Consider the following 13571-nt stretch of genomic DNA (forward strand, 5'->3'; position numbering starts at 1 on the left):
GAGCCTCGGCGCGAGCGGTCGGACCGCTACGCGCGCCCTATTGGCACTTCCTGGACACGCGGAGGTCGCCGGCGGCTTTCGCGCACGCGGTATCCCCGGTGGCCCGGCAGGCTTGCTTGAGCGTCTGGAGGCCGCCGCAGTCGAGCTGGTCCTTGCGCGGCAAGAGCTGGCTCTTCACCGCGCCCCAATCACCGGCCTTGATGGCCGCCTCGAGGGGGTTCGAGGGGGCGGGTTTGGCGCTCGGCTTGGGAGGCGCCGTGGTCCCAGGCGTGGCCGGGGCGGTCGCCGGCGGCGGCGCGGCTGTCGGCGTCAGCGCCGCGGTAGGGCCCGTCGGTGTCGGAGGGGTGGTGGGAGGCGGCGCGGCGGTCGCCGGAGGCTCGACGGTAGCGGGCGGCGCCGCGGAGGCCGACGGCGGCGGAGCGGTCTCCGTGGCCGTCGCCGAGGGCTGACCCGCGGCGAGGAGCGCCGCGGCCTTGGCTCGGAGCGAGGGGTCGAGGGAGGTCGTCGCCTCCACTCGGGTGAGCAGGCCGCGCTTCGTGGCGGCGTCGGCGGAGTCGGCTCGCGTCAGCATGCCCTCGGCCCACTGGGCCTCGAACGCGCGGTACTCGGGCGTCACGCGGACGGCCGAGGCCTCACGGATCTCGCGGTTGGTCGTGCTGTGGGCGTCGTCGCACGCGGGGGCAGCGGGGCCCTTCGCGCAGACGGCCTGCGCCTCTTTGAGCTTGCCGAGCTCGTATTCCATGACGGCGTCCGCGGCGGCGACGGGCTTCACGGGCGGCGCCTGTTCGCGCGACAAAGCGATGTATCCGCCCACGACGAGGGCCGTGGCCACGATGGCGCCCAGCACCATCGAGGGGACGACGCTGCCCTTGGCGGCGGCGGGTCGCTTGGACGCGAACTCGACCTGACGATCGCTGATCGCCGTCAGCTGCTGGCTCTCGTTGGCGCCGGGGATGAAGACCTGGCCAGCGCCGACGAACTTGAAGCGCACGTCGCCGAGCTCGATGAGGTCGCCGGCCTCGATGATGCCGCGCCGCAGATCGGCGCCGTTCACCCGGACTCCGTTCGAGGAGCCCTTGTCCATGATCTCGTAGCGGCCCTCGCCCAGCGTGTGGATCTCGCAGTGCAGGCGCGACACCGAGTTGTGGTCGACGGAGACGTGGCAGTCTTCCGCGCGACCGACGGTGGTGAGCTCCGGATCGAGGGGGAACTCGACCCCGGGCGTGGGTCCCACCAGCATGACCAGCCGCGTGGGGCGCTCCATGAGCAGCGAGCCTCTGAAGGCGCTCGCCATGGGCATCGTCTTGCGTGACGCCTCGACCTCGGTCACCGGGACGTAGGGCGCGGTCGCCTCCGTCATCGACTCGTCTTGATAGACGATGCGGTAGTCACCCAGCTGGATGAGATCACCGTGCTGCAGCTCGGTGGGCTCGGCCACGCGCAGCCCGTTCACGTGGACGCCGTTGTAGCTTTCCTTGTCCTCGAGGACGTACGTGTCGCCGCCGCCCGTCGACGCGGCCTTGCGGACGAGCCGCGCGTGGTCTCGCGAGATGTTCCGCTCGGTGAGGCGGATGGTGTTCCCCTCTTTGCGGCCGACGGAGTAGTCGTCGCGCGACAGCGGGACGACCGTGCGCTTTCCCTCGTCGTCTTCGATGACAAGCTTCCACATGGGGGGTACGGGCTTCTCTCGTTCCTGGGCGCGACGTCGCGGGTACGGGGACAGGAGCGTGGGGGGTCGCTCCCAGCGGCAGTCTAGCGAGCCAAGCCCCACGAAGGCAATGGGAACGCTTACTTCCCCGGGGCTCCGGGGCGCTGGCGCAACATACACGCTTTCCGGGCGAGGGGACCCGATCCCGCACCCGCCGCTCGAGGCGCGGCGCGCGGCGAGACGGCGCGGGTCGCGCTCGCCACGGGCGACGCGCGCGCGCAATACTGGCGCCATGCCCGCTCCCCCGACGACGGCCAGGGTCCTTTATCTCCACGGTTTCGCCTCGGGCCCAGGCTCCGCCAAGGCCAAAGCTTTCGCCCAGTTCGCCGCCGCGCGCGGGATCCCCATCGAGCGGCTGGACCTGCGACGGCCCAACTTCGAGCACCTGCGGCTCTCCGCCATGATCGACCACGTGCGGGAGCGCATTGGCGGCGCCCGCGAGCGGGTCGTGCTGGTGGGGTCTAGCCTCGGCGGGCTGACGGCGTGCCGCGTAGCCGAGCGCGATCCGCGCGTCGCAGCGCTGGTGCTCATGGCGCCGGCGTTCCGGCTGATGGACCTCTGGGCCTCCCGGCTCGGGCCCGAGGGCCTCGCGGCGTGGTCGGCGACCGGCTGGCTGGAAGTGGACGACTACCAGGCTCGCGCCAAAGCCCGCGTCGACTACGGCTTCTTCGAGGACATGACCCGGGCCGATCCCGAGGAACCGCCCGACGTCCGCGTGCCGGTGCTGCTCTTCCACGGTGTGGGCGACGACGTGGTCCCCATCGCTCGCGCGCGCGATTTCGCCGCGGGGCGCCGCAACGTGAGGCTCGTCGAGGTCGACGACGGCCACGAGCTCGTCCGCTCGCTACCCGACATCGTCGCCGAGAGCGCCCGGTTCCTCGCCGGCTGGGGTTGGGACGCGGCCTGAACCGTGCCCTGGAGTTGACAGTAAGGCCTATTTCAGCTTCCATTGGTGAATGGGCGTCCCGGGGGTGGTGCCATCTTGGTTGGCGGATCCCCCCGCGTTGGGGGGCGAACGTCCCTTCGAGGCCCTGGAATGCGCCGGCGAGGGAGCGCGGAGTCGGGTCTACCGGGGCGTCTGGCGAGCCACCGGCGCTCCGATCGCGCTCAAGGTCTCGACCTCCAACGACGGAGGCGCGGAGCTCGCGGCGGAGGGCGCGCTCCTCGCGCGCCTCGATCTCCGTTGGGGCCCGCGGGCCTTGGGGGCGGGGGCCTGCGCGGGCGAGGTGGGAGCCGACGCGAAGGCTGAGCTTGAGGGGCCGGGGGCCCGGTGGCTCGCGCTTGGCTGGTCGGACGGGCACACGCTCTCGGAGGCCTTGAGGGGCGCGCCGGACGTGGCCTCCCGCGTGACGCTCGCGGCGCGGGTCGCCCACGGCGTCGGGCGGGCGCTCGAAGAACTGCACGCGCTCGGGCTGCGTCATGGAGACGTGAAGCCCGCGAACATCCTCGTCACGTCGGGCCCCATCGCTCGCGACGCCGCGGAGGAGCGCGGCGTGAGCCTGGTCGACTATGGGTTCGCGGGCGGCGCGCGGCTCGTTGGGGCGACGCCTCGGTACCTCGCGCCGGAGGTGTCGCGCGGCGGCGCGCCGCTGGTGGAGGCCGACCTCTTTGCGCTCGGCGTGGTGCTCCTCGAGGTGCTGGAGCCCGATGCGCGCGGCGGCGCGCCGCTGGGCGCGCTGGGCGCGCTGGACGCGCTGACCTCGCCTTCCGCTCGCCCGGCCGAGGCCGAGGTCGCGGGGTGGGCGCGAGCGCTCACCTGCGCGGAGCCCGCGGGGCGCCCGAGCGCGCGGTGGGTGGCCGACCGCGCGGCGCGCTTGCTGGGGCTCCTGCCCGACCCGGTCGAGCTTCGTGGGCGTCGCATGCGGGCCATCGTGCGGGGCGTGGTCGCTCCGCGCGCGTCGGCGCTGGGCGCGGGGACCACCCTCGACCCCACGATCGGCGAGCCCGTGCGCGGCTGGCTCCTCGAGGCGAGCGCCCGCCTCGCCTCGGTGGGGGTCGCAGGGAGCCACGTGGCGCCGCTCTCCGCGCTGGAGAAGACCCGCTGGCTGCTGGGCCTCGTCGGACCTCAGGCGGCGGCGTGGCCGTCGCCCGTGGAGGACGAGGCCGCGCTCGCGCGGAGCCTGCTCGCGCTGGCGGAGCGGTGGGAGCTCGGGGCGATCTCGTCGCGCGAGCTGTCGCGCGCTGAGGAGGCGCGCGTGCACGAGCGCGAGCGCGAGCCCGCGACCGAGCCGCTCGACCTCGAGCGCGTCGCGTGGCTGGCGCGCGAGTGCGCGGCGGCCGAACCCGCCCCGGAGGCGCGCGCCGAGCTCGAGGCGCGCGTGGAAGGCGAGGCCGACGCGTGTCCGCTCGCGCTCCGCGTGGGTTTCGGGCGAGTGCTGCTGCGTCGCGGCGAGCTTGGGCGCGCGCACGCCACGCTCGCCCCCCACTACGAACCGCTGGTCGAAGCCTGCGAGGGCAGCCGGCCGCCGCGGTCGGCCGCGGACGCGTGCCTCCTCGGCGCCGAGATCGCGCGGCGACGAGGCGACCGCACGGAGGCGCGCCGCCTCGCTCGCGCTGCGGCGCGCTGCGTGTCCTTGGGCGAGCGCGCTGGCGCCGTGCTGGGGCGCCTCGCGTGGGACGAGGGCGATCTGGCGGGCGCCGTGGCTGAGGTCGAGGGGGCAGCGGGGGGCTCGTCCGCCGAGGTCCTCGGCCTCGTCCGCTACTCGCGTGGCGAGTACGCGGCGGGGTGCGTCGAGGTGCGTCGCGCCCTCGCCGCGGAGCGCGACGCGGTGCTCTCGGCGCGCCTCGCAGGGGTGCTGGGAATGCTGGAGCACGCGCGGGGCGACGCTGCGGCGAGCCTCGCTGCGTTCGCGCGCGCCTCCGAGCTCGCGGGCCGAGAGGGGGCCCTCGTGGAGGAGGCGTCGTACGGCACGGGCGTCGCCGCGGCCGCGGCAGATCTCGGCGACGTGGCGACCGCCCTCGCCACGGCGCAGCGGGTCGCGCTGCTCTGGGAGCGCTTCGGCCAGCCGGCGCGAGCCGCGCGCGCGTGGTTGTCGCGGTCATCGGCGTTCGCCCTCGTGGGAGCATCGCATGGAGCGCGCGAGGCCGCGACCGAGGCCCTGGTGCTGGCGGGCCGCGCCGGTGATCCGCTCGCCGAGGCGTACGCGCGCTGGGCGCTGGCCGAGCTCTCCGCGCCGGTGGAGACCTACGAGGGGCTCCGCCGCGTGGACGAGGCGCTCGCCGCCCTCGCGCCGCGCGATCCCCTCCGAGTGCGGGCCGCAGCCGCGCTCCTCCGGGCGTCGCCCGACGCGCTCGCCTCGGAGCGACTGGTCGCGTGTGACGCAGCCGCCGCCACCGCGGAGGCGACGGCGCGGTGGGAGTGGTGGGGCGCGCGGGCGCTCCACGCGGCGACGGTGTCGGCGTCGGTCCCTCGTGCGCACGCGCCGGACGAGGTGCTCGCCGAGCTGCTCGCTCTTGCCTCTTCGGAAGCTCGGGGCGAAGCGGCGGCGTCCGAGGGGCGCGCCCTCGAGGCCGGCGTTTCCCTCGCGGAGCGCCTAGGCCACGGCGACGCCGCGAAGCTGCTCACGGCGCGCCTCGCGCGCCTCGCGTCGCGCGTCCGCGCCCACTGCCCGCCCGAGCTGCTCGCGGCGATGCCCCTCGGTCACTGGGCGCGCGCTCGATCGACCGAGGTGCCAGGCGCCGAGCTCGCGCCGGCGCAGATCGAGCAGCTCGAGGGCATCGTCAAGGGCCTCGCGTCGCGCGAGGGCCTGCGCCCTCTGCTCGACCAGGTCCTGGATGCCTTGGTGCTGTGGACCGGCGTGGAGCGGGGGCTCTTGCTCCTCTGCGCGCCGAACGGGCGCCTCGTCCCCCGCGCGGCCCGAAACCTCGCGCGGGGCGATCTCGTGGGCGAGCAGCTCTCGTTGTCCATGGGCCTCGCCAAGCGCGCGCTCGAGAGCGGCGAGGCGGTGGTCGCGCTCGACGCGCTCACGAGCCACGGCGACGCGCACGCGTCCGTACACGCGCTCCGTCTCCGCAGCGTGCTCGCCGTTCCGCTCCGCGCGCGGGGCGACGTGCTCGGCGTCGTCTACCTCGACGACCGCCTGAAGACCGGCGCGTTCGGCCCGCGGGAGCTCGCGTGGGTGCGCCTGCTCGCGACCCAGGCCGCGATGGCCGTGGCCGACGCGCGCGACAAGCTGCTGCTCCGGCGCGCCGTGCGCCGCGAGGCGCGCGCGGCGGAGCGCGCGACCCGTTCGCTCGGGCGGGCCGAGGCCGAGCTCGTCGCCGCGCGCGCGACCCTCGCCGCGAGCTCGCCGCTCTCCGGCCTCGGCCTCATCGGAACGAGCGAGCCGCTCGTCGCGATGCTGCGGGTCGCCGCGCGCGTCGCGGCGAGCGACGTGCCGGTCCTCGTGCTCGGCGAGTCGGGCACCGGCAAGGAGCTTGTGGCGCGTGCCATCCACGCGCGGGGCGCGCGCAAGGAGCGGCTCTTCGTCGGCGAGAACTGTGCGAGCGTCCCCGAGGCGCTGCTCGAGTCGACGCTCTTCGGCCACGTGAAGGGCGCATTCACCGGCGCCTCGGCCACGCGGGTGGGCCTCTTCGAGCTCGCGCACAAGGGCACGCTCTTCCTCGACGAGATCGGCGAGATGTCCCCGGGCATGCAGGCGAAGCTGCTCCGCGTGCTGCAGGACGGCGAGGTGCGTCCGGTGGGCTCCGAGCGCTCGCGCCGGGTAGACGTGCGAGTCATCGGCGCGACCCACCGAGATCTCGCCGCGATGGTGCGCAGCGGCGCGTTCCGCGAAGATCTCTACTACCGGCTCGACGTGGTCACGCTGCGCGTGCCGCCGCTCCGCGAGCGCCGCGCCGACATCCCGCTCCTCTTCGCGCACTTCCTCGAGAAGCACGCGGGTACCGCGGCGCCCCTGGTCACGCGCGCCGCGCTCGCGAAGCTCACGGACTACGCCTGGCCGGGCAACGTGCGACAGCTCGAGAACGAGGCGCGCCGGTCCATCGTCCTCGCCGACGGGCGCGTCGACGTGGCCGAGCTGTCGCCCGAGATAGCCGCCTCGATCCACGCGGGCGATCTCGGCGCGCAGAGCCTCCGCCAGCGACTCGACGCGCTCGAAGCGGAGCTCGTCCGTGAAGCGCTCGAGGCCTCCGGTGGCAACCAGACCCGCGCCGCGACAGCCCTCGGTGTGTCGCGTTTCGGACTCCAGAAGATGATGAAAAGACTAAGTATTCGCTGATCCGTCGCCGCGGCGTGCTGTCCTTTTCTTGGGGCTTGGCGCACACTCCCCCGCCATGCCGCAACCGGTGGACGTGTTCTTCTCCGCGGACATCGAGAGCGACGGTCCCGTGCCTGGGGCCTATTCGATGCTCTCCTTCGCGCTCGTGGTCGCCGGCCGCTTCGACGGCGTCCGGTTCGAGCCGCCAGCCTCGTACGACGACGCGCTGGAGCTCGAGCTGCGGCCCGTGACCGCGCGCTTCGACGCCAAGGCCCTCGCTGTGTCGGGGCTCTCGCGCGAGCGCCTCCTTCGCGAGGGCCGCGAGCCGGGCGAGGCCATGCGGGAGGCCGCCGGCTGGGTTCGGGAGCGCGTGCGTGCCGACGGCGCGACGCCCGTGCTCGTGGGGTACCCCCTTGGGTTCGACTGGGCGTTCCTCTCGTATTACTTCGATGTCTACGGGGGGGGCTCGCCGTTCGGGCACTCGCGCGGCTTCGACCTGAAGACCGCCGTCGCCCTCACGCTGGGCATCCCGATCGCGCAGGCGGGGAGGGCCGGCCTGCCCGCGACGCTCCGCGGCGACCAGCCCCACACACACACCGCGCTCGACGACGCGATCGAGCAAGCGCAGGTGCTCGGCAAGCTGTTCGCGGCGCGAGGCGCCTCGCGCGTGGGGGCCGCGTGACCGCCGAGGCGTTCACTCCGGGCGCCGTCGCGGTAGCCCTAGAGGCGCGCCGCGCGGCCTCCGACGCGCGCCTCGAGTCGTTCCGCGAGGGCTTCGCGAGGCACCTCGATCGCGCCCTCGATCTGCTCGGCGAGCACACCACCGTGTATGCCACGGGCTCCGGTGGGCGGGGCGAGCTCTCGGCCCACAGCGATCTCGACGTGTTCCTCCTTCGGCGAGGGCGGCCCGCGTCGACCCTCGACTCGGTCGAGCTCCAGGCCGCCGTCGTGCGCGCGCTCCGCGAGGCTGGGTTCCCTCCGCCCTCGCGCGACGGGGAGTTTCTGCGCATGCACACGGCCGAGCGCCTCGTCGCGAACATCGGCAAGCCGGAGGACGACGCCGAGAACACCTTCACGGCCCGCATGCTGCTCCTGCTCGAGAGCCGCGCGCTCGCGGGACGAGCCGCGCACGCCGCGGCGGTCTCGGACGTCATCGCCGCGTACTGGCGCAACGCCGACTACCACCCTCGCGACTACCTCCCCATCGTGCTCGTGAACGACATCGTTCGGTACTGGCGCATCTTGCTCCTGAACTACGAGTCGAAGAACACCGAGCGCCTGCGCGAGCTACCGCACGACCGCGTGAAGGCGGACCTGCGGCTCCGCAGCTACAAGCTCCGCTTCAGTCGGTGCATGACCTGCTACTCGTTCCTCCTCGCGCTGCTCGCGGCGTCGAAGCGCCACGGCCACGTGGGGGTCGGCGACGTGAGCGAGCTCGTCCGCTCGTCACCCATGGAGCGCCTCGCGCACATCGCGCAGAGCGTCGACGACCAGGAGGTGACACGGCTCGTCGACACGCTGCGCGAGCGGTACGCCGAGTTCCTCGCGCGCACGGCGCAGAGCAAGGACACCCTCGACGGGCTCTTTGCCGATCCTGCCTACCGGCGCGCGCGGCTCGCCGAGGGCGACGCCTTCGGGGACGTCGTCTTCGCGCTCGTCCTGCGCCTTGGCGCCGACAACAAGCTCTTTCGCTACATGGTCGTGTGAATGGCGGCCAACCGGCGCGCCGCGCATGCGGCCCGCGGCCGCCGCGGTGTCTCTTGTGGAGTCGAGGGGGATCGAACCCCTGACCTCATCCATGCCATGGATGCGCTCTCCCAGCTGAGCTACGACCCCGGGAAGGTGCTGCGCGAGCGGCGAACCGTCGCGAGCGCGCTGGCTACATACTTCGCGTGGCGCGGCTTGTCTCGAAATTTTTTTGCGATTCGGCGGCGCGAAAAATTTTCGTGCGCCGCGAGGTGCGAACCGCCATCCTAGCTGCTCGACGCGGGCGGTGCTCGTCTCTGCCCACGGGCGAGCGCGGAACCGGTCCACCAGAGAAGAGGAGAGTTCATGGTTCTTCGCGCGACAGGCATCGGGGTGTTTTTCGTGTCCATCGGGTTGCTCTTCTCGGCGTGCTCCGACGATCCCGTCGCGAGCGACGCGGGCGCCGCGCCCACGACGACCACGACGACGACCGTCCCCACCACCACGAGCACCACCACCACCCCGCCGACGCCGACCGGGACCGGCACCGTGCCGCCTCCCGTCGACGCGGGCGGCGACACGGCCGTGCCCCCGCCCGACGCGTCGGACGGCGGCGGCCCCGCGGCGCCCACCTTCACGATGGTCTACTCGACCATCATCTCCCAGAAGTGCGGCAACAACTGCCACCTGAAGGCCAACAACCCGAGCGGCGGGCTCGCGATGGATACGAAGGCCAAGGCGCACACGAGCCTCGTGGGGGTCGACGTCACCAACGCGTGCACCGGCGCGACCAAGCGCGTGGTCGCCGGCGACGCGGCCAAGAGCAAGATCTACGTGAAGGTCTCCGCGGCAGCGGCGGCGATCCCCGGCTGCGGCAACCGCATGCCCAACCCCGGCACGACGCCGCTCGCGGCGGCGGAAATCAAGGCCATCGGCGACTGGATCAACGCCGGCGCGAAGAACGACTGAGCTCCGCCGCGACGCTCACGACAACGACCACAGAGCAGAGGGCGCCCGCGCACACGCGAGGGCGCCCTTGCCGTTTCTTCTGGTGCCCGCGCGCCGGAGCGGCCGCGCGTGACTCACCTCGCGGCGGCCGCCTACTTCGCCTTCTTGTCCTTCTTCTTCTGCTGCTTCTCCTTCGTGGAGAGCTTCGGCTTGTTGTCCTTCTTCGCCTTCTCGATACCCTTGGCCATGGCAGACGCCTCCTCCCTCGGAGGGTATCGCCGAACCGCGCGCGAGTCGAAGCGGGAACCTCGAAGTGAGGCCCGAAGGGGCGAACGGAGGTCGATGGCGAGCCCGCGCCGAAGGCGAGGTGTCGCGATGCACGACCTTCGCGGCACCATGGAACGGAACCGGCGGGTTGAAGAGCGGGGCACATCTTGCGATGCTCCGCGCATGAGAACCCGCCTTCACGCCCTCGCCGCGCTCGCCGTCCTTCCCTTCATGACCGCCTCGTACGTCGCCTGCTCGAGCGACCCGGCGGCCACGGGCGACGCCGGCACCGCCCCCACCACGACGACGACCACGACGGCCACGACGACGACCACGACGCCGCCCGTCCCCACGGGGACCAACAACCCGCCCACGGACGGCGGGGTTCCGGTCGACGCGGCGCCTCCTGCGGACTCCGGGTGCACCTACCCCAAGCCCGGCCTGGACGGCGGCGAGGCGTGCGGCGCGTACGCGTTCGGCGCGGCCGCGGTGACGTTCACCGCCACGGACGCGGGCGGCGGGTTCAACGGGGGGACAATCCCGCCGGGCATCTACGACGCGATCCTCGCCGAGCGCGCGTCGGCCAGCGCAGGGACCTGGCGCGAGACCCTCGTGGTCGACGGCATGCGCTTCACCCGCACTCGCCAGCTGAACCTGACCGGCACGAGCGCCGGACCGGTCACCCGCCGCTCGGGCACCTACACGATCACCGGGGGCGAAGCGAAGTTCACCTACGACTGCGCGTTCAGCGACGACGCGGGCGCCGACGCGGGCTCCGACACGTTCATGTTGAACGTCGCTGGGGCGACCTGCGACAAATCCCTCCGCCTCGGCATCGCGGGCGTCGGCGTGACGTTCAAGCGTCGCCCCTAGAGCTCCGAACCGCTTGATTCGGTCGGCTTTTCGCCGATTTGCGTCGCCGCGCTTCGTTGCTGGTTCGGCGCTCTAGCTAGAGCTCCGAACCGCTTGATTCGGTCGGCTTCTCGCCGATTTACGTCGCCGTACTTCGTTGCTCCTCCTCGCCTAGTCCCCTGGAAGCGTGATCCCTTCCAGAAGTCGCGCGGCTCGGCCTTTCGCCACAAGGGAGCGAGGGGGTGTCCCGTTTTCGGCGGCGGTGGGAGGATACTCATGTTCGAGGGTCGGCGTTCTCGCGCGGTCACACCCGAAACCACTGTCTCCTGAGCGCAAAGCGCCGCCTCCACCGCGCGGAACGACGTCCGAGTTGAGGACGGGCCCGCCGCCGCCGAAAACGGGGCACCCCCTCGCTCCTCGGAATGACACCGAAGACCCGACTTCTGATACGAACCACACGACTCCAGGGGACTAGCTAGCAGCCGTAGGACTCGTCGTCGCGCCTCGCACGGCTCGCAACTCGGCGAAAATCCTCGGTCATCAAGCGGTTCGGCGCTCTAGTCACGCCCGCCGCGTGCGCGGGCGACTCGGTCCCGCGGCGAGCTCGCCCCTGGTGTGCCGTCAGCGTCGCCCGGGGGCGCACTTGCCGTTCATGAAGGCCCACTCGTCGCAGCTCGAGCCGTCGGGGAAGAGGCACACGCCGCTCTCGTTTCCTTGGGCATCGGCGCGGATCTCGAGCTTGCCACCCTTGTCGACGCAGTTCTTCGACGCGGGGTTGGCCATCGAGAGGTTGCCGCCGGGGTTCGCGCCCGAGGGCCCACCGGACGGGGGTGGCTGCGGGGGCGGAGGAGCAGGAGGCGGAGGGCTCCCGCACGCGAAGAGCACGAGCGGGAGGACGGCCAGGGCGGCTTTCAGCGGGGAGGAGCTCATCGGGACGAAGCGTATCACCGCCGAGGGCGCCGTCGCGCCCGTGTTGTGCGCGCCGTGGCGAATGGACACCGCCCCGCGAATTCGCGATGATGACCGCATGTCGGACCCCAAGGACTCGAAGGCGCGTGAGGCGCTGCCGCTCCCGTCGGAGGACGGCTTCATGTCGACGCAGGCGAAGATGTCCCTCGCCGACATCGCGCTCGCGCTGCGCGACGAGCAACTCGAGGCGAACGTCATCCACTACAAGGCCGATCTCGAGACCAGCCCGGAGCTCGATGAGATCACCGCGCAAGTGGTCCGCGAGCTCCAGTCGCTGAAGAGCGTGCGGCGGCCGGGCGGCCAGCCGGTGCCGCTCGATCGCGGACAGCTCGAGATCGATCTCATCCAGTCGCTGAAGGAAATGCTCGTGCGTCTCTTCCGTGCGGGCAAGCTCGCCACCGTGTTCGAGCGCAAGCTCGGAGAGGTCGGCAAGCGCTTCGCGCGGGTGTTCTTCGAGAGCGAGCTGCACGACAAGATCCGCGGCTCCGCGGGCGAAACGAAGATCATGCGCTTCTCGGAGCAGGCGCTCTACCAGCTCTTCACGAAGAACCAAGACGCGCTGCTCAAGCAGCTCGCGGCCTTCGAGTACGCGAGCGAGTCCGTCGCGGCGCGGGCGCGAGAGGAGCTCATCGACCACATCAAGGAGCTCCGCAACGGCTTCCTCTCTCGCACCACCCCCGAGCTGAACAAGCTCGTGAAGTTCCTGGACGAGGTGCTCACGCTGTTCTTCACGCGTGAGCTGCCCGCGATGCTCGGCGAGCTGTCGTGGGAGGTGGTGAAGGAGGCGCGACTGGCCGACTCGGCGCCTCGCGAGGGCTACAAGATCCCTGCGGAGGCCTTCCCGCGCTTCCGGCAGACGTTCGAGCGCCGGTTCCTCCAGCGACTCGTCCCGTTCGCCGAGGACGAGATGCTCAAGCGCGTGCGCGAGAGCCAGGTCGGTTTCCGGGCCGAGACCATCCGGTTCGTGGCCGATCCGCTCATCTTCAGCGACGTGTGCGAGATCATCTGCGACGCCGTGTACGACAGCCTCTACAACGACGGCTTCCTCGATCTCCCGACCGACTGGCGAGCCAGGCTCCTTGCTTCCGCCTGAGAGCCTTCGCGCCTTGGTTTGAGCCGCGAGCGGGCGCTCAGCGCGACGCGGGGGCCGACGAAGCCACCGCCGCGGGGGGCGCCGCCTGGCGTTCGGCGCGGTCGCGCATGCCCTCGATGGCGGTCGCGGCGGCGTCGCGCAGCTCCTCGTCCACGACCGACTGAGGCGCGGTCATGTTGGGCAGCACGAGCAGGTCCATTCGCAAGATCGTGCGCCGCGCGTCGACCGAAGTGAGCGTGTAGATGACGTTGGAGGCCTTGAGGTTGCCGCGCACGTACGAGCCCTCGACGCGCTCCGCGCCGGGCCCGGCCGACGTGACCGGGCCGAAGCGCATGACCTGCCACAGCACGAGCATGCCGCCGAGGATGGGCACCTGCATGTACACGTCGGTCAGACCGTTCTCTTTCGCGATGATCCGCGAGCGGTTGAACTTGTCGGGCGCGAGCTCGCGGTACCGGTTGTAGGCCGTGACCTCGTGTCGCACGAGCTCGAGCGGCGCCGTGACGAGGACCTCGGCGCGCCCGTAGCGCGTGTCCTTGCCGGGCGGGACGACGTTGCTCTTCAGCGCCCTGCCGCTCGAGAACCTCGTGAGATCCGCGGTCACCGCCGCCGTTTCGGTGGCGTGCGCGGCCCGCTCCAGCGGCGAGCCCGGGGCCCAGGCCGCGCAGAAGGCGAGCGCGAGCCCGGCGACCCTCGCGATCCGGGGAGCGCGGGCGCGGGAGTGGTCAGGAGCGGGAGCGGATGTCGTCATGGGGCACCTCGTCAGGACCGCCAAGCAGAGTGCGTGCCACACAGGAACGGGCGTCGGGCGGCCTGCCGCGCCCCCTTGTTCTTGCAGGGTCGCGCGATT

The 13571-nt window shown here is 72.3% G+C and carries 10 protein-coding genes and 1 tRNA gene; 7 read left to right on the forward strand and 4 right to left on the reverse strand.

Annotation, left to right across the window (positions count from 1 at the left end; translation table 11 throughout):
• Window positions 1–37: 37 nt before the first annotated feature.
• Window positions 38–1669: an FHA domain-containing protein gene (locus tag IPQ09_13530; GenBank protein ID MBL0195228.1), complete on the reverse strand. Its 1632-nt coding sequence runs from the start codon at window positions 1667–1669 to the stop codon at window positions 38–40.
• A gap of 271 nt (window positions 1670–1940) precedes the next feature.
• On the opposite strand from IPQ09_13530, the gene IPQ09_13535 reads away from it, so the two are divergent.
• The 4 genes from IPQ09_13535 (at window position 1941) to IPQ09_13550 (ending at window position 8613) form a co-directional block, all read left to right on the forward strand.
• A complete protein-coding gene (locus IPQ09_13535; protein MBL0195229.1) occupies window positions 1941–2615 on the forward strand; it encodes an alpha/beta fold hydrolase in 675 nt (224 codons plus the stop codon).
• Between the two features lie 97 nt (window positions 2616–2712).
• Window positions 2713–6927 (forward strand): sigma 54-interacting transcriptional regulator, encoded by a 4215-nt coding sequence (locus IPQ09_13540; GenBank protein MBL0195230.1) that lies wholly within the window; start codon window positions 2713–2715, stop codon window positions 6925–6927.
• 55 nt (window positions 6928–6982) lie between these two features.
• Window positions 6983–7588, forward strand: a complete 606-nt coding sequence (locus tag IPQ09_13545) for an exonuclease (protein MBL0195231.1) — start codon at window positions 6983–6985, stop codon at window positions 7586–7588.
• Window positions 7585–8613, forward strand: a complete 1029-nt coding sequence (locus tag IPQ09_13550) for a hypothetical protein (GenBank protein MBL0195232.1) — start codon at window positions 7585–7587, stop codon at window positions 8611–8613. The genes IPQ09_13545 and IPQ09_13550 overlap by 4 nt, the downstream gene beginning before the upstream one ends.
• Before the next feature lie 56 nt (window positions 8614–8669).
• Here IPQ09_13550 and IPQ09_13555 read toward each other — a convergent pair.
• A tRNA-Ala gene (locus tag IPQ09_13555) sits at window positions 8670–8742 on the reverse strand.
• A gap of 216 nt (window positions 8743–8958) precedes the next feature.
• On the opposite strand from IPQ09_13555, the gene IPQ09_13560 reads away from it, so the two are divergent.
• Both IPQ09_13560 and IPQ09_13565 read left to right on the forward strand, forming a co-directional pair.
• Entirely contained in the window at window positions 8959–9561 is a 603-nt protein-coding gene (locus IPQ09_13560) for a hypothetical protein (GenBank protein ID MBL0195233.1), read from the forward strand.
• 429 nt (window positions 9562–9990) lie between these two features.
• Complete coding sequence (locus IPQ09_13565; protein ID MBL0195234.1) at window positions 9991–10680, forward strand: hypothetical protein; 690 nt, start codon at window positions 9991–9993, stop codon at window positions 10678–10680.
• A 600-nt stretch (window positions 10681–11280) separates the two neighbouring features.
• On the opposite strand, the gene IPQ09_13570 is transcribed toward IPQ09_13565, so the two are convergent.
• Complete coding sequence (locus IPQ09_13570; protein ID MBL0195235.1) at window positions 11281–11589, reverse strand: DUF333 domain-containing protein; 309 nt, start codon at window positions 11587–11589, stop codon at window positions 11281–11283.
• A 97-nt stretch (window positions 11590–11686) separates the two neighbouring features.
• Here IPQ09_13570 and IPQ09_13575 point away from each other — a divergent pair, with 97 nt between their 5' ends.
• Window positions 11687–12721 carry a hypothetical protein gene (locus tag IPQ09_13575; protein ID MBL0195236.1) on the forward strand — a complete coding sequence of 345 codons (1035 nt, stop codon included), beginning with the start codon at window positions 11687–11689 and terminating at the stop codon, window positions 12719–12721.
• Window positions 12722–12758: 37 nt separating this feature from the next.
• Here IPQ09_13575 and IPQ09_13580 read toward each other — a convergent pair whose 3' ends face one another.
• Window positions 12759–13472: a hypothetical protein gene (locus tag IPQ09_13580; GenBank protein ID MBL0195237.1), complete on the reverse strand. Its 714-nt coding sequence runs from the start codon at window positions 13470–13472 to the stop codon at window positions 12759–12761.
• Window positions 13473–13571 lie beyond the last annotated feature (99 nt).

This window comes from Myxococcales bacterium, assembly GCA_016720545.1.
GTDB lineage: Bacteria > Myxococcota_A > Polyangia > Polyangiales > Polyangiaceae > JAAFHV01.

Coding starts and splice junctions, on each gene's coding strand:
- IPQ09_13545 (MBL0195231.1), top strand. CDS start 6,983: ATGCCGCAACCGGTGGACGTGTTCTTCTCCGCGGACATCGAGAGCGAC.
- IPQ09_13570 (MBL0195235.1), bottom strand. CDS start 11,589: ATGAGCTCCTCCCCGCTGAAAGCCGCCCTGGCCGTCCTCCCGCTCGTG.
- IPQ09_13565 (MBL0195234.1), top strand. CDS start 9,991: ATGAGAACCCGCCTTCACGCCCTCGCCGCGCTCGCCGTCCTTCCCTTC.
- IPQ09_13560 (MBL0195233.1), top strand. CDS start 8,959: ATGGTTCTTCGCGCGACAGGCATCGGGGTGTTTTTCGTGTCCATCGGG.
- IPQ09_13575 (MBL0195236.1), top strand. CDS start 11,687: ATGTCGGACCCCAAGGACTCGAAGGCGCGTGAGGCGCTGCCGCTCCCG.
- IPQ09_13530 (MBL0195228.1), bottom strand. CDS start 1,669: ATGTGGAAGCTTGTCATCGAAGACGACGAGGGAAAGCGCACGGTCGTC.
- IPQ09_13535 (MBL0195229.1), top strand. CDS start 1,941: ATGCCCGCTCCCCCGACGACGGCCAGGGTCCTTTATCTCCACGGTTTC.
- IPQ09_13580 (MBL0195237.1), bottom strand. CDS start 13,472: ATGACGACATCCGCTCCCGCTCCTGACCACTCCCGCGCCCGCGCTCCC.